The organism is Microcoleus sp. AT9b-C3 (assembly GCF_036705485.1).
Lineage (GTDB): Bacteria > Cyanobacteriota > Cyanobacteriia > Cyanobacteriales > Microcoleaceae > Microcoleus.
In genome coordinates, this window is record NZ_JAUBUR010000027.1 from 59,495 (window position 1) to 79,343 (window position 19,849).

Genomic DNA, 19,849 nt, shown 5'->3' on the forward strand with positions numbered 1-19,849 from the left:
TAAACAAAAAAGCGATCGCACTTTGGGTAAGTACGACCGCTTGCTTATTCGAGAGCGCGTTTACTCTCGGTCAGCTTCACTAACTCGGCGTTTGGATTGTTTTACGCTTTTGATTCCGAGTTCGGCATCGATGTCGGGTTCCATTCCTAATAAATGGACGTTGCGCTCCATCCATTCGCTAACTTCATCCAGGGTGGCAGCACGTCGTTTCAATGGCCTTGGTTGAGGTTGTTGAGGCTTTGGATTCTCGGCTTTGATGCGATTGGCTTGATTCCGAGCTTCCTCAAACTCTTGCGGGTCTGCATTCTCGGCTGCGTCTATCGCTTCATTGATGCGGCGGGTGGCCTGCTTTTCGGGAGCTTCCACTTGGCGTTGGGTGAGTTTGTTCTCGTTGATTTCTAGGAGCCTCGCCTTCACTTGTTGGAGATTGCGCTTGCGGGCTTGGGCTGATTCCAAACCTAGGAAGAAATCGGGTGCTGCGATAAATTCCTTGATGCCGCTATTTACCTTGGCTCCCAGTTCGAGCATTTCACCCAGGAGTTTGGCTGACTTGGATGTGAGCGCCGCTACTCCCGTGGTGTCGAAGTAAATCCTTCCCTGCCAGCAAGTATCGCCCCGCATTTGTTCGACCAATACATCCGGGATATTCGAGAAGTTGGGTGCGGAGATGGCGATCGTCCGCTTGTTGGGGTTGCGGAAATCTGCTTCGATGCGGATGCCGTTGGGGAGGTCACTCGTGTATCGGGGTACTGAATCCAGGGATTCCAAGGATTCATCTTCAATGCGTTCGAGGATGCGGTTTCCCCATTCATCCAGGGCCGCTGAGAGTAACTCTTCAGTGACGGCTAACAAATCCTTGAGTTTGGTTAATTCTTGGATGCGTTCTAAGCCAAAGGTATCCTCGAAATGAGAACAGAAACGTTCCCAGAGATATTTATTGAGCTGTTGATAATCCCATTCATCTTTGGAATAGGAACCATCATCTTGACGGCAGCCCGGTGCGATGATAAATTGCTCCAATTCTCCCTTGGATTTAGCATCCATGAAGCTGGCTCGTTTATCTCGATGTTGCCAAGCGACTTGTCTCAATCCGTAGTAAAGTTTCTTGTAGGTGGAGAGAGCATCCTTGATAATGGTTTGGGCTTCGGCACCGATTGCTGCTTTTTCTGAAGCCTTGGGTGCGTAGATTCCGAGTTGGGATTTGTTGATGAAGCTCATGGTCGTTTCTCCTGAGTTAACTTTGTTTACACCGAATGCGAAAGCAGTTTTATTTACTTTCCTTTTTTCTTTTCTCTTCTTGTCTCTGAGCCTTTTTATGCCTTGCTCAGGGCAAGTTTCTAAGGACGATAGCGCACGATTCTCAGAGCCAAGTTGTATTGAGTGGCTAGATTAATCATGTGCTGGGTTCCCCGTGACGAGCCATCCCAGAAAACAATGCAGTGAGTGGCATATTGCGCCATTTCCTCATTGCGCCGATAACCCGCTGATTTACCGTATCGATTCCAATCTGCGGGCATTTCCTTGAGTGCCATTCCCCGTGATTGGGCGTAGCGTTCACCGAGGCGATCGGCACCACGCGCTCCTCCAGATACTATTTCTATTTGGTCGGGAGAATAGCGCTGGAGGTACATATCTACCAGTTGTTCGAGTAATTCGTAATCGTTGAAATCTCTTGAACCCGCGAGAATTACTTTGAGCATTGTCTTTTTCTCCTGTTGTTAGTACCAAAAAAAGGCAGAGAGTAAAATCCCTGCCTCATCTCAATCTCATCCCCAATCTCGTTAACTCAGTTGTTGTTTATACTCGCTCCGCATTTTCCAAAATGTGATGCTAAATCGTTCTTGACTGTGCCACAATATTGCATGGGGTGATTTGCAGTTAAATTCATAGATATCTCCATCCTGCAAATCAATAACTTCCCGATTGTTGGGTAAACCAATCCCAAACTTTGCGGTTCCGAGATTGACACCCCTGGCGATAGCTGTTGCGTAGTTGTGATCTCGATGCCAATCAATTTTCCCGTTATAAGTCAGCAATGCTATATCGCATCCTGGGAAAACTCGTTGAGCAAATTTCTGGATTCGATTATCCGTATAAGCTGGATAAACTCTGGCATTGGTTCGCAAATCACATTCGGCAAATATCCACATTCTCATTCTGCCGGGTGCATAACGGGATACATCTCGGCTCATATCCTGGATTCGTTCTCTACACCAATCCCTCAAATCCTGGATGGAATTTGGGTCTACTTTGTTAATGAATTTAACGGTCATTTCTTTGTCCTCAGCTACTGACCCCTCACAGCGAAGCTCCAACGCTTAGCTCATGCCAGGGAATTACTTAAACTCCCGCAGCGAAGCTCCCACCCTTAAGTCTCAGCTACCGTAAAGCTTTGCACCCATTTCAACCGTCCCTATTACCGCTTGTTGCAGTGACGGCACAGCGCTTAAAGCAACGTCCCATCCCTTTGAATTTCAAGTGCGATCGATACTGCGGGCGGTGGAGGTTTCCCCAGGGCGATCGGTTGTGCGGGCGATCGTTGGTAAGTTGTGTGTGTGGATGGTAGCGGGCGATCGTTACTTACTCCAACTATTCAATAGTGCAGATTTAAAGTGTTGCAAAGATATATCGGGATAGCATTAAATATAGGTTGCGTTTAAGTATGAATTAGGCAGATAATAACTCCCAGGACTAACCTGGGAGTGCGATTCAATTAGTAGGGAATATCATGTTGCCCAAGTATCTGTTACCCGGTTGCTAACATCCCAAGAACTGATATTTTTGATTCCCTTGGGAGTTTTCACAGCAGCGGGAATCACCGATACCTTAACTTCCACATTGCGCTTTTCCCAAGAACGGCGGTTGTATGCTTTAAGTTGTTCCAAGTCCATGCCCCATTTTTGCTGAGCGTAACTCACCAGTTGTTCCAGAGTAAAGCGCTTATCCTGGGGCGTTCCGAATACTTCTGCAAACTTAGCTTTGTAAGCATCCCAGGAGAACGTATCACCCTGAGCTAATTTAGATTTCCTGAGCGCTCGTCCTTGTAGTTCTCGGATGGCATAGTAAACGCTTTCCCACTCTTTCTCGGAGTAATCTTTGACGGTAAAATCATCACCAAAGGCAGCATCAAAGTTAGGGGATTGGGGTTGTTTGGCAGTTGTGCGAGCCATAGTGTACCTCTGATTCGTTGTTTTCACCATTGCGATAGCCGTTTTGTTGCTGTTTATTTGGTTTTTCAAGTGTTTGAGTTATGGGGAATTGCAGTTACATCAAAGTTACTAGAAGTTACTCAATTCCCCACAACTAAGGATTAGCTCTCAGATAAAGCTAAAGGTGGAGATGATGAAAATTGGAGTGCGGGGATGGTCAAAGGGCGTTCTGGTTCCAGGGCTTCCCAAGTCCATTTTTTGGTTTGTTGGTCGTAACCTAGGAAGTGCTGTTTCCAAGTTTCTAGGGTAGGTTTTGTGTGTGAGGTAACATAACAGCAGGGAGATTTCTTTTTCTCTCCTACGATTTGGCGTTCTACCTCAAACTCAAACACGCACAAGCTCTTGAAAGCTGCATTCTTGGGTTTGGCGGCAATGCCGTTTTCGATGGCATGGCACGCTGTAATCTCGGTGCAGAATTGTTGCCAGCGCTGGCTAAAACTAGCTTGATTCGCACCCTTGGCTTTGTAGCTTAAAGGAATTGAATGCAGGGGTTGATTGTCCGAATTGACCAAGAATACTTGGAATAACTGGATGTTGCTAATGCGCTCGTTTTCCTTAGCCGTGCGATCGTACAAGCCTAGGATTACCGTTTGCTGTAGTTTTTCACTTTCATCTCGGTCAAAGGCGAGTACGGGTGTTTTTGGACAAACAATCATCCTAGGTTTGCGGATGAGGATACCCTGTTCAACCTCTCCCGAATTGAAGGTGTACTCAATTAGTTGGGATTCATCAAACTCTAGCCAACCGGCTTGTGCCATCTGATCGGCAGTTATGAAGTAGCCACAATGTTCTAAGTTCGATTCTCCCCGCACTGCTTGAATGCGTGGTAGACGAGCTTCGGGGTCTACGAATTCAGGACTGGCAAACTCATCGCGTTCGATGGTCGGTTCTAGCATTTCGGGAATTGGCATTGCTTCAGATTGGATATCAGATTCAGATTTCTTAGCCATGATAAAACCTCTTACTTTTTCACCCTAGCGAAAGCCATTCTCTTTCACTTTCATTGGTTATTAGTTATTGATTTTTAGCTTTGATTGGCTGCAAGTTTATAGTTCATAGCTTGCAGCCTCGCTAAGATTACTTGGTATCGAAAAGTTGCTTCAGGGGAGCAAAATAAGGCAACAATGCTTCTACTCCTTCGCGAGCAGCAACTCGGATAACATCAGCTTGACAGAAAGGAAAATCTCGTTTAAACGGGTCTTCAAATTCATCAAATTGTCGAGCCCATTCTACTTTTTCAGGATGTTGGGATAAGTGTCGATGCCACAAAGCAATGTAGTATTGGATTCCCCAATCATCGATAGCAAAGCTGGTGCCTTGTTCGTTCGACTTCACGGGTAACTGGCGATCGCCTATTTGCCACGCTATTTGCTTGCATCCTTGGCGCTTCCAATACCTCGCAGCAGTCCAGTTACCGGGGTCGGGGCAACCTTCAAAACGCTTGGCGCATTGGTAGTGGTTCTCGATGGAATCCTTTGTACCAAAAGCTTTCACATAGCAAAAGAATGGGCTGTAGCGCTTGTCTCCACGGGAATGGCACTGCAATATGCGCTTGTCACCTTCAACGCGGAACTCACCCACAAATACTCGGTGGCTCATAACTTTTACCTCAACTCAATGAATTGTTTACCCCAGGCGATAGCACTTACCTGGGGGTTTTCTTTTTCCATCAATCAGCCACTATTGGAGATGGGCTGGATTTACCGAAAGCGGGCTATATTCTTCACCTTCAGGGATGAAGTCTTCAACAAAAGCACCGTTTACTTTAACTGTGGGTACGGGGCCTTGATTGCTTTTCACTTTGTGATACTCGGAACGCACAGCTTCTCTTGCTTTGTCTTGTAAAATTTCGATGCAGCAATCTTCATCTTCTTCGGCGTCTATTTGCGCCCACAACGAGCAGGATAAGTCAACTGAATTGAAGTTAAGCAAGTTGAATTTACGGGTATACACCACGGCTATTGTTCTGATGTTCATGGGTTTGCTCTATTTGGTAATGTTGCACCCCAAGCGATAGCAATTACTTGGGAGTTTTGTTGATTATTGATGCTGTTAGAAATGGTTTGATTCAAAATCATAAGCTTGAGGATTCGGGGTAATCTCGTCCTCAGTCAGCCACTTGGTTTCTCCTTGTCCCATCAAAGCTTTGACTCCGTAGTACCAAACGGGTTGGGCCATCAAAGAGCCATGCTGCCACCTAGGGGCGTAGAGTTCGATGCCAAAGATGCGCTTTTCTTCCCAATCATTAATGGGTAAATCTGGGATAATCAACCACACTTTTTGACCGATCGAGTATGCCGGGGTCGGAACAATCCACTCATCTGAATCGGCTGCAACTTCGAGACAACACCGCAACTCGATGGTTTGAGTAGTTAATGCAATGCGGTAAGGCTTGGGTAATTGAATGGGTTTATTGGGCTGAATTAACATGGCAATTATTGGCTAGTTTCACCCCAAGCGATAGCCATTAATTTGAGATTTTATAGTTCATTTAAATTAGGATTTATCGATAACTTAATTCACTTCAATAAAAGAGCTAACGCTTTGGTTGCAAACAAGATTAATCAAAGCCATGAACCAGAATCAACCAGGCTGCTACTTAATCCACTGGCAACCCGCCATCGGTAATCTAACTAATCCCAGAGGCACGGCATCCCATTATTTAGGTAGCACTCAGAAACCCGTGGGCGATCGCTTGAGGGAACACAAGTCTAAAGTGGGAGCGCGAATCACCAAAGCTGCGGTGGAACAAGGGCGGGAGTTGGTGTTGGTGAGGACTTGGCGCGGGGGGTGGCATCGGGAACGGGAACTTAAAAAGCTCCACAACAATCGATTGCTCTGCCCTATCTGCAATCCCCGGTGTGATAGCAAACACCCTAAATCGAGGACGCACAAGAGTTGTGGAGTAGCACTAGGGAAAGATTAGCGATCGCGCAAGCGTGTATTAGATGAAGCAACTACGCTGTGTTTTCTGAATCTAATGCTCCTTACTTTAAAATAAACTGAGTTGACCCTCACTTACACGGCATTTACGAGGACGCCTTGGGAGTCCGCTACGCCACCCCGGATAGGTTTTTGCCGGCCATCCTGTACTGATAAAGTGGGGAATCTTAGCAACTTCTTGGAGCCATGTTTTGTAGGGAGTGTATTTTCTAAATCCAAAGGGAAAGCGCTCCTTTGATATCCATTTCTTAGCCGCTTTTCCTTCTATTGCTTCTCCCATTAATAAGCATTGAGCTTCGTACTCTAAAAGAGCATCGGCAATGCTATAAATTGCTTTATCCCTCCAAGTCACTCGCTTCATTGCTTGACTTCCTTTTGACTACACTATGGGTGTTTTTTACCCATGCCGAGGCTGTAATATTTATACTTCCTCGGCATAGGTTATTTAGTTATTCTCTAGTTGCTGTTGGTGTTCCTTAGCTTCCGAAATTCTACGCTTGAGGGTGTCTAATGCCATTATCGCTGTCCAATTACCCCGGTTAGCTAGTTGAATATATTGCTGTATCAATTCTTCGGTAATTTGTTGGTCTAGCCACTGCACCAATTCTACGGTTGCGAGGCGCGCTTGGGGATTGGTATTGCCGAACATCTCGAACATTCCCAACTTCTGCATCTGCTCTAAGGTCATATTCTCTAACGCTTTTACGGCTTCTTCAAACTCTTGCTCTGATAAGGTGAGTGACTCCTGGGGATGCTGCTGTAACAGAAAGTAATCGATTTCTTTGTACGCACCGATATACATTTTATGGCTCACTGTGTCACATAAAATAGCGTGTTCTGGCATTTCATCATCAGAGCCTAAGTTATAAGACTCGGCTCTCCTGACTTTATGGTGTATAATGTAACAAACAATACATTAATTATCATGAATTTTTATTTAGACTACATATTAGACTTGCCTGGAGTGAAGGTTGAAAGTTGTACTCAAATTGATGGAAAAATTATATTAGGACTGAGCATTGTAGAAGAAGGTATGGTTTGTCATCATTGCCAAAATTATACCGAACAGTTGCATCAGAATCGACCAATCTTAGTAAGAGATTTGCCAGTGTTTGGTCGTCCTGTGTATTTAAAAGTCCCGCGACGGCAGTTTTACTGTCCTAATTGCCAACGATATCCCACAGAAAAAATAGATTTTTTGGACATAAAAAGACGGCATACTCAACGATACGAACAAAATATTTATGAGCGCGTCAAACAATCGAGCATGGAGCAAATTGGGCGAGAAGAAGGACTGAGTTATCACGAAATAAAAGGAATATTTGACCAGGTAAACAAAAATCAAAAAAAACCAGATTGGGAACAGGTTAAACGAATTTGTCTGGACGAGATAAGTATGCGAAAAGGTCAAGGAAATTTTGTGACTGTTGTCAGTGACCTGGGCGAAGGTAATTTAATTGAAATGATTGATTCCCATCGCTGTGAAGAAATCATTGAAGTCCTGATGAAGCAAGCAATTGAGGTTCGAGAACAAGTTGAAGAAGTGAGTGTTGATATGTGGGGAGGATTTCCTAAAGTTATCAAAAAAGTATTTCCCAATGCCCAAATTATTATCGATCGTTTTCATGTGATGAAAGTAGTCAATAAAGACTTGAATAAATTACGTAGAGCCGCCGGAATAACAGATAGGCAAAGTAAATATTTATTGTTAAGTAATCGAGTAAATTTGAATCTTCTTCAGATTGATAAATTAGAATTGGTACTAGGTAAATCAGAATGCTTGAGAATTGCATATGAGATGAAAGAAAAATTTAGAGAAATATATGAGACTAATTTGACTGTCAAAAAAGGGCAGACAAAAATTAAAGAATGGCTAAATCATGCACAAGTATTTTTTAGAGAATCTGCATCAACAATTGAAAACCATTTTGAGGGTATTTGCAACTACTTTCTTAATCGCACAACAAGTGGAGTGATGGAAGGAATCAACAATCGAATTAAGTTGATAATGCGGCAAGGATATGGCTTTTCTAATTTTAATAATTTCAGAAATCGTGTATTAGCTTGCTTTTCTGATTAGATAAAATTATAACCACAAGTTCAGGAGAGCCTAAGACTCTAAGTGAATTGCTAAGGCTATGTGTTCTATGAGAGGTGCATACACGGCGTAGTAACTAAAGGTAGCCATCCCCCTGCCGTTGCTCCATGTAGCTTTGCTTCCTTGATAGTACATGGCAAAGTATTGACTGTTGCTGACTCCCACCATTTCAGGTAACATGGGTGGCATGGGTACGGGTAATTCGATAAAGTGCGTTCCTAGCATTGGGGTGACTCCTGATTTAGTTCAATAGAAAGAAAACAGCCTTCAGCTTTATGGGGCAAGCTTTTAACCCCATTCATGCCTTGGGTTCTCAAAACTTGGTCTGCTTCATCTAACAACTCAAACGAGTTAAAGTAAACTTGAATTAGGGCTGCGTTTTTATGATGCTTTAAGGTGTATCCTCGTTCGTGGTGACAAGGGTTACGACATTTCACAAAACCAGCTTTTCTGAGTAAATTGTGAATTTTTCTGGTCATTTGAGAGTCTCCTATTCAAATAAGAAGAGCGCTTTATCATCATCTTCATGATTCTTGGCATATTCGATGTCTACCTGCTTTCTCAGTAGGTCAAACTCATTAAATAAGTCAGTGCGGACGTACTTAGTATTCTTGACACTAGAAAGCTTGTAATAGGCGTGTTGCCACTGGTCAAAAGAGTTTAATGATGCGCTGTAGTGCAGTAACCAATCACAGTTATTCAGGTGCTTAAATCCCCATTGCTCATTTGTCCATTCGGTATTCGCATCCCTGCTGTGCCAACAAAGATACACCGCTCCTGGGAATCCTTTGAGTAACACTATGTCGTAGAGATTCCAAGCTTTGGTGTATTCATGGCACAGTTCTTCGTTGATGCAATCTCCGCATTCATCCAAGCCCATCTGAGTACAATCTAACCCTAAGTTGCAGTGCATGGTCTTACCTCTAACTTACTATGTTTTATACCCTAGCGATAGCCATTTTATTCAAATTATTTGATGTTTTTATTTTAACATCAAGCCTGAAACAATCACTTTAGATTTATGATTATTCCAGGCTTAATGGCTATCTATCGAACTCTCAAATGAGTTTCTCTTTCACCGAATTGTGCAACTCGTTGAGCTTCGATATCTCCCGCTTCCAAGGCTTGTCGGATAGCTCCATTATCGGGTGATACTTCAATGCGTTGAAATTGGGGAGGAAGTTCTTGGGGTTCACAAGAAAGTTTGAGGGGCAAGACTCCACCGTTGTTGCTGATAGTTAAACTAAAGCGGTGTAGGCTTAGTTTCTTGACACCCTGGGATTCAAGGCAAATCTTGAGTTGTTGCTTCATCCACTCCACTCGTTTGCTATCGGTAGCTGCGAGTTTACTCAGGCGTTCTGCTTCAGCTTTGCGTTGTTTACTTAGGGCATGGCGGTTGGTAATGGCAGCGCAATAGTTATCGACTTTGGTGAGCCATTGCTCGTAGGTACTATCCCGTTGTTCGAGGAGTTGTTGCACCGCTGCTTCTAATTCAGGTGTGATTTCTTCACCTTCGATGCTGTCGATTAGTTCATCCAAATCTTCCAATTGGGCCGTGAGTTGGTGTAATGATTTACCGCTTACTCGTTCTTTGGCTCGGTGCGCTTCACAACGACTGGAGATAAGAGCGCGTTGGTCTGGGTTCATGTGCTGCCACGCTTGCTGCACAATGGATTCAGGAGTATCGGGAGTGTCGTGCTGTGCCGCTAATTGAGCTTTGAGGGTGCTTAGTGCTTCTATTCCCTGCTCGGATGCTGCTAATAATTGAGCAACAATGCCATCCAATAAGGAAGTGTTAGGCGTAGATTCAATCAATGCAGTGGAGGTAGAAGATTCTAGGGATACGGTTGATTGTGTTTTCTTTCTGGGCATGATGTTGTTGCTATGATTGTTTACACAAGAAAGCGATAGCCATTTTGTTTTAGTTTCGTTAGTTATTACTTATGCGTTATTATTTAAAATGATTGAAGTGCCCCAAGTGCGGACTTGAGGCAAGGTTTATTAGGCAATTACCCAAATTAGATTCGTGACAACTAATTGAAACTGCGCTTCTGTTAACCCAATTGTTTCACCATCCTGCGTAGATGCAGCAGCAATTACTTGACCACTCAGTGCAATACTTCGACGGGTGATGCAGGTTAAGGGTAATTCCTTGAATGAGAATTCCTCATCGCAGATTAAGTCGATGTTGGGGTCAGGAAATTGATGGCGCACGTATTCTATGTACGCATCCTCACCTTCAACGCCTACTCGGTTTTGCAGGTCGGCAAGTTCCCACTTCTCTGCTACTTCTAGTCTGTGGATTCCTGTGTTGTTAATCAAAGCGTAGAGCATAGGTAATTCCCTATTATTTACACCCCAGCGCTAGCCATTTTATTTAAATTATTTGTATATTTGTATTAATATAAATTGGATGCTCCCATGACACCAACAAACTTGGAAAATGTCACAATACCGAGACACAAAGCTGCTCTCAAGCGCCAGGAATTGAGCTTACCAATGGCTGCTGCTGTTGATGGGGGAATTCTGTTACCTCATCACACGCACTTGGATTATGGATGCGGTCGCGGTGATGATGTGCGCTTCCTTCAAGCAATGGGTTTTCGCTCCCGTGGTTACGACCCTTACTACTTTCCCCGCACTCTCAAAAGAACGGTTGATGTTGTCACTTTGCTTTATGTTCTAAGTACAATTGAAGTTCCCGCGCTCCGGTGTGAAGTGCTCTATAGCGCTTACCAACTCGCTCGTCAAACTCTGGTGGTTAGCGCTATCACCGGGCGATCGACTAATCATGCGGGCATTGCTTACAATGATGGCGTAATTACGCGGTGGGGTACGTTTGAGAAGTGCTATTCCCATACCGAACTCAAACACTTAATTGAAGATACTTTGGGCGTACCTGCACGCTACCTGACTCACAATACCTACATTGTTGCTCATAACTCTCATGCTCTTCCTTTGATAATCCATAGCAGCGATCGCTCTTATTTAGCACAATGCCGCTCTCTACTTCATTCCCAGCAGCAGGAATTGAAGAGTGCTTGGATTCCTCCTGCTGATGCCATCATTGAAAAGCATTCCTCCATCCAGAAAGGTAAGCGCTATTGCTATTTCAGGTTAAAGTCTCGTTCTCGTTCTCTCCCCAACGGCAAGCTAACCATGCACCTGGGCAATGCTACCAACGAATGCTACTTGGATGCTGTGCAAGCGATGGAGCGCAGGGACTTACTCCGCATCAATGAACGGAGGTTGATTCGGATTGAAGCTATACTTGATGGGATGAGCGAATGATGGGAGGATAGAGCCATGACTAATGTTATTTCGATGAAAGATTGGGTACCGGGTTGGGTAAAAGATGCCTACCTCACTGAAGATGAAATTGCTACTTTTGAGGAAGAAGCCCGCCAATCTCAATTAAAGCAAGAGGATGTCGGGAGTGTTTCGGATAATCAAGGTGTGTTAGTTAGGGAAGCTGTAACCAAGTTAGAATCAATAGACCGAGACTGTTTAGAGAAATGGTTGCATCGCATTCCTGCTGAATTGTTGGTGGAATTAGTAGAGAAAACACAACACTAAGAAAAATTAATAAAATGGCTTACGCATGGTTTGTAAATAAATAGTAATTCAAAGATTATGGGCAATACAACACGTCTTGGATGAACGGCTGTTCGTTTTAGTGAAAAACCAAAAGTATACACCAAAGCCGGATAATGTAGCTTGGTGTATACACTTGTTTGGCAAAGTAATTAGGAAGTTGCTATCAGTTTCTATGAGAGAGCCATAGTATACACCAAGGTTTCTGATAAAGTTTGGTGGATACTGCTTGTTTGCAAAGTAACAAAAGAGTTACATCCACTTCATTGCTTGCATGGCAGCATACACCCACCGTCCCTGCTGCTCTCGATTCAAGGTAGGTCATCCCCGCTTCAACATTGCCCTTGCCTTGAAAATATCGATTATTGAATCCTGCTAAGCCACCGCACACTCTGCCGTGCTCGTTAGTGGCTCTACCTCATTCAAGCTTCACTATCCACACATTCATGGTTAGCCGATCGGGATAACACAAGGGGTAAGACCCCTTATTGCACCCCGATCGCTGTTGCGTTTCTATGCTGTGTATGCCTTTGAGAAGAAACCATATCAGCAGTCAAGGCGATCAAGGCACATTGTAGGGTCTTACCCCTCATTATGCTGCGATCGCCTTCTAATTCCCTTGTGGTATATGGGTTCGAGTAGAAGCGATCGGGGTGATCAGGGCGATCGGGCACTCCTATCCTTTTTTATTAAGGGGGTGTCTTGTGAATTGAGAACTACCCCTACCCCTTCATTTTTTTGGGGAGTAGTACCCTGATCACCCTGATCACCCTGATCACCACCTTCAAACCATTGATTTTGCGTAGTGTTTTGAGTGATCAGGGCATAATGAGGGGTAAGACCCTACACTATACCCTGATCGCCTTGTTATTGCTCAAACCCTTGATTTAGCGTAGTAAGTTAGCTGATCAGGGTAATATGATGGGTTAGACCCCCCGTTATGCCCTGATCGCCTTGTTACTTAAAATCAGGGGTAAGACCCCTCGTTTGTATGGTGGGTATCGAACGCAGAAATACCCTCCGCACCTAGGAAGAGAGAAAGATGCGGATTGAAGCGGTGGTTGATATGGAAAAAGTTAGAGAGAAATTCAAAAACTAAGAGAGTTCAAAGAAAAAGCTACCGCATGGTTTGAAAAAGACGGGGCCATCAATCACAGTTGCCTACCCAGTACCTCAGTAACTATTGCAGTTACTCCTAAGTTATTGGTAATGGCTTCCCTAACTTTAGGGAGTTTGCCCACAGGAATATAGACGCTCTTCACCTTCCACTTGCCGTTTACTTTAACCTTGTAGCGGTAGTGGTTAACCATGCTTTCTCCCTTCCAAAAGCTATACACCAAGCCACTACCACCCTGAACTACAGGAGCTTGGTGTATACTCTCGGCTAGTGAATCATTACTTGCATTAGTGTCACTTTGATTGCCATCACTTTGGTATACACCAAGACTCTGTGTTGAGGTTTGGTGTATACTTGCGACGGGTGAAGAGATTGGGGTGTTAGTATTAGCTTGATTGCCGTTGTTTTGGGATAAACTAGGAACCGTGTGATGGTTGAGTAAGGCTTGGTGTATACTCTGCTTTGATAGAGTAATGCCAAAGTTGCTGCTAGCAGTATTCTGGATTGCTGAGTATACACCAAGGGAAGGTAATGAAGCTTGGTGTATACTATCGTTTCGTGGACTGAGGGGTACGTTGCTATTAGTAGTGCTTTCAGAGTCAAAAGATGCAATGACAGGAGCTAATTGAGCTTGGTGTATACTCTCGACTAGCGAAGTAAGGTCAGAGTTGCTGTCAGCTTTAGTTTCTGAGTCCGAGTATACACCAAGGATGTCAGCAGTATGGGTTGATACTACTTGATTCAGTGCCACAAATTCAAAGCGTATTACCCACACTTCCTGGCTGCTGTTGCCTTTAAAGTAGTGTTGAATAAACTCTGCTACTGACGAACACATTCCCCCTTCAGCCTGCAAATCTTCATCGGGCATTGCTGCAAGTTGTTCTTTGTAGGGAGCGCAAAGTAACCGACACCAACCAATTTGCTTGCCTCCATAACGGATATCTTTATCCAAAGCTTTGATTAGCTTATTCTGCTCAAAAGCATTGATAAATTTATGGGCGTGTTTATCTTTCCAAGCGCGACGTGTCACCGTTTTATGGGTTAGATAGGGTAGCGTCTTACCGAAGCTAATACCCAACCCCGATAATGCAAACTCGGTGGTGTTTTCAATCAATGATGCCGAAGGCTTTGGCAAGATGCTGCACTCGTTTGAGGGCAATGTAAGCTTGTCCAGGCATAACGGTTTTGGCAAAGACGTACCTGGCTCGGATTCTACCTTTAGTTTTGCTCTTGACTCCAAAGTGGGAGATAGCGATGTTCTGGTAACAAGGCAATCCGTCCAGCCCAGGGGGAATCCGAATATCAACTCCATTCCCATTGCGGATAAATAATGGGATGGGGAAATGATGCCCAGCTTCCTGAGCGATTGTTCGCACTTCGTTAGCCCAGCCGGTCTGGAATTGGTGCTGGTATTGCTGCTGTGCAAAGTCCTGAAGGTAAGCGATGATAAAGACTCGGTTTCTCTGGTGTCCAGCTCCCACTTCCTTTGCCGATAGGAGGAGCGGGTCTGTGACACAATATCCCGCCATTCGCAAAGAGGCAACGACTTCTCTACCTCCTCGGACGAGCAAGCCTTCTGGATTTTCGATAACCACAAAGCTGGGTCGAGCTTCGAGGATAATTCTGAGCATTTCCCACCACAAACTTGATTCTGGATGAGCCAATCCTCCCCGCTTTCCGGCATTGCTCGTCCCGGTGCAGGGGAATCCTCCCCAGATGCAATCGTATTGTCCAAGGGTCGCGCTAAAAGTTCGGATGTCGCTGTGAATTGGGATGTGGGGATAGTGCTGTCGGAGTACATATTGAGCATCCTCATCGATTTCTACAAACTGTTTAACGGTGAAACAATTTAGAGCAGCAGCAGCTAACTCAAAACCACCTATGCCGCTGAAAAGTGAAAGCGTTCGCATCATCTTCGCTTCTCCTTTTTGGGAGTCACAATAGAGCTGATTAAATTGGTGATTTAGCGGGTGCTAATAACCCCTTAGCATCCAGAATTCCCGCTTCTAAAGCTAAGTCTGGTGTATCAAATTCACCCTTTAACTCACCGAAGAGGGAAGCGCTATAAGCCAACCGATAAGCGAACTTCTGGGAATTGCTTGACGAGCGCCACACTTCGACATAGTGCCAGCCTTTCAAGGGTTTGCTGAGCCAGAACTTATTCCGAAGGATTGGAGCTAAAACTTGCTTTGCTTGCCATCGGTGGTTGCAGTTGTCGCAGCAAACCTCCAAGCTCTGGGGATGACGGCGATAAATATCAAGAGAAGCGCAATTTGGGCATTGTTTGTTCATAATTAAAACCAATCCTCCGACTTGGGTGAGAATCTGCTTGGATGCTCTGAAGGCGGTTGAGCATCTGGTAATAAATTGAGTTGCTTGGGTTCAGGATTGGTGAGTTCTGCCTCGGCATTTGTTACTGCCAAATCTTCAAGAGCTTCCGATTTCTCACTAGCTAATTCAATGGCTTGGGCGTACACCGATGCTCCTAAGTCAAATAATCCCGATTTATTGATTCTTTCCACCCAGTTACCGATACCTAACAAACACTGGCTCCATAAGTCAAATTGCTCCCATTGATGGTTCAGTGCATCTACATCCAACACCGACCAAGTTTTTATTGCCTTCCTCCACTTCTCGATATCCTGGGGAATCCGCCTCTCGAACTCTTCCCTCAATCCTTTGAGTCGGTCTTTTACTCCCGGTGTCAAGGCAGCAAAGATTTCAGGGCGCTGGTGATTCGGTACACCCAATCCTTTCACCGCTTCATAGGAGTTGCCATTTCGGTTTGCTACTTCAGAAAGCTTTGATATCCATTCATCAATGCTGAGCAAACGATCAGGTTGATCAGGGTTGATGTGGGTACTTGACTCTGCCCTGATCGCATCCTGGTTTCCTTGTGGCGTATGGGTTTGAGTAGGGGCGATTGGGGTGATCGGGGTAGACGATAACTCCTCACCTCTTTTTTTAAAGGGGGTGTCGTGTTGCTGAGGAACCCCCCCCACCCCTTCATTTTTTAAAAGAGTAGTACCCTGATCACCCTGATCACCTTGCTCACTACCCTCCAACCCTTGATTTTGTGTGGTATCTTTGCCGATCAAGGTAGACTGTGTGGTGTCACCCCTCGTTGTACCCTGATCGCCTTGTTGATTAAAATCAGGTGTAAGAGGCTCCCTCTTTTGTTGTTCGCTCCATTCTTCAAAAGCTAATAAACCACCTTCAGAGCAGAGGAATTTGGCACACCGCCACTCTGGTTCAGGGGGTTGTGGGTTGGGTTTACCTTGGTAGCCGTTAGAAGTCTCCTCAGTGAGTGAAACATCGACCATGACACCGGGTAATAGAGTCATGTGAGTCCAATGAGCTGGGTGTAACTCGCCATCTTGGCGGTGTCTGGGTACGTGGTGTTGGGGGATTACTGTTTTCAGGTGAGCGATGAACTTGCTCATCCCCCGGTTATCGGAGTAGCCGTGTGCTTTGCAGTAAGCGATAAACCAACTGTGGAGTTCGTGGTTTTGGATGGTGGAAGGAGCATCAGTCGGTCGCAAGCACAAATCAATGAAGCTGCGTATCGGGTCGCCGTAAGTAGCGGCATCAAGTTTGGCAAGGCGGATGCGGTTGTTGGTGGAAGGTTGCAGCAGCAAGGCATCGCGTTCAACTCTGGGCATAGCCAACGCCCAAGATACGATATCCGCCTTCACCGCCGAAAGTTTATGGCGCAGGTAGGGGTCTTCCAATCCTTCCCGTTCTTTGGATAGCAGTGGTAAACACCGTCTATCCCACCCATCACCCGCATTCTCAATTTGCAGGTGGCCAACGGAAGCGGCAACAAAACGGCAATTCCATTCTTTGGTGTATCCGCAGGATGAATAAAGGCTACGACCCGAAAGTTTACCGTTGTCCACCAATTCATAAAACGGACGAATCCCGGTGATGTAACCCCCGGTGTCGGGAATGGTGTACAAAGATTTACCGGTTAGGTGCTGATGTCGAGATTCGGGATTTGCCAGTTCCGTGAAGTCCCCGGAATGGGAATCCTCCAAGCCAAAGATTTCACCCCAGAGTCGAAGCAGAGTTCCCTTACCTGAACCCGAAGGCCCGATGATGTGAATGAACTTGCCATAGGGTGCGGTAGGGTCAATCAGCATCGAAGTGTAGGCTCTCACTGCATCCAGTTGGTCTTCACCAAAAGCGGAGGTGATGAAGTTCAGGAAAACATCGGGGCAGGGGCGATCGCGCACGTAATCCGATTCAATGGCAGAAGTGAGGTAGTGAGTGGGGTCGTGGGGCAGGAGTTCTCCCGTTCTCATATCCACGGTGCCATTCTTGAATGCTCTAAAATGCCGATTGGGGGGAGGTTCTAGGTAAAGGCGCTTCAGGGCGTACTTGAATGCGGAGTTGGTGCAACCTTCACTGGAGAAAGGGAACGTTTCTTCCCATTCCCACTTACTCACTTGATGGAGTTTGAACACCTTTTCGCTACACGTCGCAATCATGTGTTCGCATCGCTTCTCGTCCTGCCGTTGCCACCAACCCGCCCCGGTGTACTGATACATGGCGCTGTTGATGGCTTTGTAATGCGTTCCGAATACCTTCCTCACCGCAAAGTCATCGAAAGTCCGCCCCCTGGTGTAGTAGTTGAAGTCGAGGCCCAACTTGTCACAAAGATTTCGATAAAACGCATCTCGCTTGCGGTCGGGGCATTTGGTTACTTGCTCTGAATAATCTTGATTGCCCACACGCAATTCTTTACCAAACTCCAGCAACCAGGAGGGTGGGGAATTTCCCAGAGTTTCACCAATAGTTGGCCAATAGAATATGTTGAGCGCTACGGCATCCTTAATATTGGCTGCCCACTTAGTCGCTTCTAGGAGCACTGCCTGTTTGTCAGCATCGGTGTTGCCCTGAGACTTAGTTATTTGTTGGGCTTTCCACCTCAAGCCATGCTGAGCTTTTTCCAAATGGGTATGTTCCAACCAAGCATCGATGCCGTTGCGGGTAATGAATTTATCTGGGTCGCCATCGCCATCTTCACCCACAGGCAATCGGGGAGCTACGTAGGGTGTAATCCCTGCCAGCAACAAAGATTTAATGCAGCTTTCAATCCCCTTATCTCCCGCGCTATCTGGGTCAAGGCAAATAATCGCTCTCTCGATACCCGATCGCCGTAGTGACTGCACCTGTTCTCCAGATAAACTGGCCGCGACACACGCTACGACTCTGGTATCTCCCAGGGCTTGAGCCACCGCTGCATCGGTAACGCCCTCGACCACCACTACTTCTTTGTGACCTGCCGCCAAAGCTCTATCAAAGTAAAGTGGTGATTCCTTCGTTGCCAGCCACGCCCCCTCCTCATCCTTGGGATTCCAGCAAGCGTATTTCTTGGGGATTGTCGGTTCGAGCCAAGGTTGCTCTATCTTTTGAGCTTCCGAAAGTTTTCCCCAAGCTCGGTAAGCCGCATCTCTCTCGCCCTTCCACCCCCGGTGATGCTTTTTGAGAGGCAAAGGTTTTGTGGGACAGTGACCGTACACAGTAAGCGGTTGACCCAATGCCGTGTGCCAAGGAAAAGTGACATACCCTTCCCACTTGCGGGTCAACACGCCCACTTCTTCCGCAATCTCTAAATTGTGGTTCTGCTCTTTGAGCGCTGCTGCAACTTCATCCTTGCTCAGGTAGTAGCCCAATCCCAACTCGGCGATCGCTTCTCGGCTCATGCCCCTTTCTGCAATCAAGTGGTTGAGAGCGCCCGTCCCCGCCTCGCTCCACAGCCAATCCCGGCACTGAGCGTACACCGCTGCCAATATCCCCCGGCGCGCTTCCCACTTCGTAGCTACTTCGATTTCCCTGGGAGTGTGTTCGCGTTCCGGTAGCGTGACTCCCACCCTCGAAGCTGCGTCCCGCAAGGCTTCTACCCAATCAATACCCTTGGGATGCTCCCAACGATTGGTCTTAATACTGTGGATGTAAGCAATGGGGTCGCCTGCAAACTCGCATCCCGCATCGTAGAAGCGCAGAGTATCGGGCCACACGGTAAACGAAGTTCCCGACTTGCTCTTGCGAAACGGACTACCTCCCCGCCACTTCTGGGCGCTGCGTTGAAAAGCGTGTGAGGGATGGTCGTACACCAAGTCGGCAGTGAGTCGAGGCAGCACCTCCTGCTCCCAAAACCTCAACAAGCTGCTATTTTTAGCGGGGGTGTTGCTGTTTTCCGAAGAATCTGTCATGATAGAATTCCTTATTAATAATTTTTGAGCCCTCTTCTTTTCAACGAGGGTTTGTTTTTTTTTGAACCCGTGTTCTTTTCTGCGTGACCGATGTGTTAACTTTGAGTTATGCTATGAGTCAATTGATTCGCCAATCATTGACAAATTATCCCCTCTGTCACCCATAAGCGACAGATATGTAATAAATATTTACAATGACTGAACCCGTATCACCTTTATTGAGGTGGCTTTGTGAAGAACAGGCGGACATTCACGGCACAGAATTAGCTGAACTAAGCGGTATTGCGCGGCAGACTTGGAGCAAAGTGCGGCAGGGAAAACAAGATCTCAGCAGCGACTTGCTGTGGCGGTGTATGGAGGTGATTGCCCGGTTGCGCCCGCGCAGCGAGTGCGCTCAGGTGGTTCGTATCGTCACCTCTCAAAATGACTTGCAGAGGAAGAAAAGGGAGAGAGAGGAACCTCCGCTGTTGAGAATTGAACGCGCCTTGTCCGAACTCAAAGACGAGACTGAAGAAAACCAAGCCATGCTGTTGATGGCAAGGCGTTTGAGGGAATCGCAGAATAAGGTTACTTTGATTAATTTTTAGGAAAGTCAACTTTAAGCGATGCGTTGCGACACCGAAAATGGCGACGCTGTGCGAGTACCGCCACCTTGATGGAGCGGTTATTT

Annotated in this window: 25 protein-coding genes; 6 read left to right on the top strand and 19 right to left on the bottom strand. The window is 46.0% G+C overall.

From position 1 onward, the window contains the following. Window positions 1-60: 60 nt before the first annotated feature. The 3 genes from QUB77_RS22245 to QUB77_RS22255 form a co-directional block, all read right to left on the bottom strand. Window positions 61-1,218, bottom strand: a complete 1,158-nt coding sequence (locus QUB77_RS22245) for a hypothetical protein (protein ID WP_333323457.1) — start codon at window positions 1,216-1,218, stop codon at window positions 61-63. Window positions 1,219-1,337: 119 nt separating this feature from the next. Further along, on the bottom strand, window positions 1,338-1,700 hold the full coding sequence (locus QUB77_RS22250; protein ID WP_333323458.1) for a DUF2493 domain-containing protein: 363 nt from the start codon (window positions 1,698-1,700) through the stop codon (window positions 1,338-1,340). A gap of 81 nt (window positions 1,701-1,781) precedes the next feature. Continuing rightward, window positions 1,782-2,273, bottom strand: a complete 492-nt coding sequence (locus QUB77_RS22255) for a hypothetical protein (protein ID WP_333323460.1) — start codon at window positions 2,271-2,273, stop codon at window positions 1,782-1,784. A 205-nt stretch (window positions 2,274-2,478) separates the two neighbouring features. Here QUB77_RS22255 and QUB77_RS22260 point away from each other — a divergent pair, with 205 nt between their 5' ends. Continuing rightward, window positions 2,479-2,637: a hypothetical protein gene (locus QUB77_RS22260; RefSeq protein ID WP_333323462.1), complete on the top strand. Its 159-nt coding sequence runs from the start codon at window positions 2,479-2,481 to the stop codon at window positions 2,635-2,637. A gap of 89 nt (window positions 2,638-2,726) precedes the next feature. Here the strand turns inward: QUB77_RS22260 and QUB77_RS22265 are convergent, their stop codons facing one another. The 5 genes from QUB77_RS22265 to QUB77_RS22285 form a co-directional block, all read right to left on the bottom strand. After that, complete coding sequence (locus tag QUB77_RS22265; protein ID WP_333323464.1) at window positions 2,727-3,170, bottom strand: hypothetical protein; 444 nt, start codon at window positions 3,168-3,170, stop codon at window positions 2,727-2,729. A 140-nt stretch (window positions 3,171-3,310) separates the two neighbouring features. After that, the gene (locus QUB77_RS22270; RefSeq protein ID WP_333323466.1) at window positions 3,311-4,159 is read right to left on the bottom strand and encodes a DUF5895 domain-containing protein; all 849 of its coding nucleotides are present in this window, start codon (window positions 4,157-4,159) and stop codon (window positions 3,311-3,313) included. A 127-nt stretch (window positions 4,160-4,286) separates the two neighbouring features. Then, complete coding sequence (locus QUB77_RS22275; protein WP_333323468.1) at window positions 4,287-4,808, bottom strand: hypothetical protein; 522 nt, start codon at window positions 4,806-4,808, stop codon at window positions 4,287-4,289. Window positions 4,809-4,889: 81 nt separating this feature from the next. Next, on the bottom strand, window positions 4,890-5,186 hold the full coding sequence (locus QUB77_RS22280; RefSeq protein WP_333323470.1) for a hypothetical protein: 297 nt from the start codon (window positions 5,184-5,186) through the stop codon (window positions 4,890-4,892). 75 nt (window positions 5,187-5,261) lie between these two features. After that, window positions 5,262-5,639 carry a hypothetical protein gene (locus QUB77_RS22285; RefSeq protein ID WP_333323472.1) on the bottom strand — a complete coding sequence of 126 codons (378 nt, stop codon included), beginning with the start codon at window positions 5,637-5,639 and terminating at the stop codon, window positions 5,262-5,264. A 142-nt stretch (window positions 5,640-5,781) separates the two neighbouring features. Between QUB77_RS22285 and QUB77_RS22290 the strand changes: the two genes are divergently transcribed. Next, window positions 5,782-6,135 (top strand): hypothetical protein, encoded by a 354-nt coding sequence (locus QUB77_RS22290; protein ID WP_333054191.1) that lies wholly within the window; start codon window positions 5,782-5,784, stop codon window positions 6,133-6,135. A gap of 66 nt (window positions 6,136-6,201) precedes the next feature. Here QUB77_RS22290 and QUB77_RS22295 read toward each other — a convergent pair whose 3' ends face one another. Together QUB77_RS22295 and QUB77_RS22300 are read right to left on the bottom strand one after the other, a co-directional pair. Then, complete coding sequence (locus QUB77_RS22295) at window positions 6,202-6,513, bottom strand: hypothetical protein (RefSeq protein ID WP_333054190.1); 312 nt, start codon at window positions 6,511-6,513, stop codon at window positions 6,202-6,204. An 84-nt stretch (window positions 6,514-6,597) separates the two neighbouring features. After that, window positions 6,598-6,996, bottom strand: coding sequence for a hypothetical protein (locus QUB77_RS22300; protein ID WP_333054189.1), 399 nt, complete (start codon window positions 6,994-6,996; stop codon window positions 6,598-6,600). A 45-nt stretch (window positions 6,997-7,041) separates the two neighbouring features. Here QUB77_RS22300 and QUB77_RS22305 point away from each other — a divergent pair, with 45 nt between their 5' ends. After that, the gene (locus tag QUB77_RS22305) at window positions 7,042-8,232 is read left to right on the top strand and encodes an ISL3 family transposase (RefSeq protein ID WP_333054188.1); all 1,191 of its coding nucleotides are present in this window, start codon (window positions 7,042-7,044) and stop codon (window positions 8,230-8,232) included. Window positions 8,233-8,262: 30 nt separating this feature from the next. On the opposite strand, the gene QUB77_RS22310 is transcribed toward QUB77_RS22305, so the two are convergent. The 5 genes from QUB77_RS22310 to QUB77_RS22330 form a co-directional block, all read right to left on the bottom strand. Continuing rightward, entirely contained in the window at window positions 8,263-8,475 is a 213-nt protein-coding gene (locus QUB77_RS22310) for a hypothetical protein (RefSeq protein ID WP_333054187.1), read from the bottom strand. After that, window positions 8,469-8,729 (bottom strand): hypothetical protein, encoded by a 261-nt coding sequence (locus QUB77_RS22315; RefSeq protein WP_333054185.1) that lies wholly within the window; start codon window positions 8,727-8,729, stop codon window positions 8,469-8,471. Before QUB77_RS22315 ends, QUB77_RS22310 begins: the two co-directional genes overlap by 7 nt. An 11-nt stretch (window positions 8,730-8,740) precedes the next feature. After that, complete coding sequence (locus tag QUB77_RS22320) at window positions 8,741-9,163, bottom strand: hypothetical protein (RefSeq protein WP_333323476.1); 423 nt, start codon at window positions 9,161-9,163, stop codon at window positions 8,741-8,743. A gap of 134 nt (window positions 9,164-9,297) precedes the next feature. Next, the gene (locus tag QUB77_RS22325; RefSeq protein WP_333323478.1) at window positions 9,298-10,122 is read right to left on the bottom strand and encodes a siphovirus Gp157 family protein; all 825 of its coding nucleotides are present in this window, start codon (window positions 10,120-10,122) and stop codon (window positions 9,298-9,300) included. A 129-nt stretch (window positions 10,123-10,251) separates the two neighbouring features. Then, on the bottom strand, window positions 10,252-10,584 hold the full coding sequence (locus QUB77_RS22330) for a DUF3846 domain-containing protein (RefSeq protein ID WP_333323480.1): 333 nt from the start codon (window positions 10,582-10,584) through the stop codon (window positions 10,252-10,254). 87 nt (window positions 10,585-10,671) lie between these two features. Here QUB77_RS22330 and QUB77_RS22335 point away from each other — a divergent pair, with 87 nt between their 5' ends. Continuing rightward, complete coding sequence (locus QUB77_RS22335; RefSeq protein WP_333323482.1) at window positions 10,672-11,541, top strand: DNA phosphorothioation-associated putative methyltransferase; 870 nt, start codon at window positions 10,672-10,674, stop codon at window positions 11,539-11,541. Between the two features lie 15 nt (window positions 11,542-11,556). Then, entirely contained in the window at window positions 11,557-11,826 is a 270-nt protein-coding gene (locus QUB77_RS22340; RefSeq protein ID WP_333323483.1) for a hypothetical protein, read from the top strand. 1,169 nt (window positions 11,827-12,995) lie between these two features. Here QUB77_RS22340 and QUB77_RS22345 read toward each other — a convergent pair. From QUB77_RS22345 to QUB77_RS22360, 4 genes are read right to left on the bottom strand one after another with little or no spacing between them, the layout of a single operon-like run. Further along, window positions 12,996-14,096: a hypothetical protein gene (locus QUB77_RS22345; RefSeq protein WP_333323485.1), complete on the bottom strand. Its 1,101-nt coding sequence runs from the start codon at window positions 14,094-14,096 to the stop codon at window positions 12,996-12,998. Beyond that, window positions 14,068-14,874 carry a DNA cytosine methyltransferase gene (locus QUB77_RS22350; RefSeq protein ID WP_333323487.1) on the bottom strand — a complete coding sequence of 269 codons (807 nt, stop codon included), beginning with the start codon at window positions 14,872-14,874 and terminating at the stop codon, window positions 14,068-14,070. The genes QUB77_RS22345 and QUB77_RS22350 overlap by 29 nt, the downstream gene beginning before the upstream one ends. A 37-nt stretch (window positions 14,875-14,911) precedes the next feature. Continuing rightward, window positions 14,912-15,253: a hypothetical protein gene (locus QUB77_RS22355; RefSeq protein WP_333323489.1), complete on the bottom strand. Its 342-nt coding sequence runs from the start codon at window positions 15,251-15,253 to the stop codon at window positions 14,912-14,914. Window positions 15,254-15,255: 2 nt separating this feature from the next. Continuing rightward, window positions 15,256-19,179, bottom strand: coding sequence for a toprim domain-containing protein (locus QUB77_RS22360; RefSeq protein ID WP_333323491.1), 3,924 nt, complete (start codon window positions 19,177-19,179; stop codon window positions 15,256-15,258). Between the two features lie 194 nt (window positions 19,180-19,373). Here QUB77_RS22360 and QUB77_RS22365 point away from each other — a divergent pair, with 194 nt between their 5' ends. Further along, the gene (locus tag QUB77_RS22365; RefSeq protein ID WP_333323493.1) at window positions 19,374-19,766 is read left to right on the top strand and encodes a hypothetical protein; all 393 of its coding nucleotides are present in this window, start codon (window positions 19,374-19,376) and stop codon (window positions 19,764-19,766) included. Window positions 19,767-19,849: the final 83 nt, after the last annotated feature.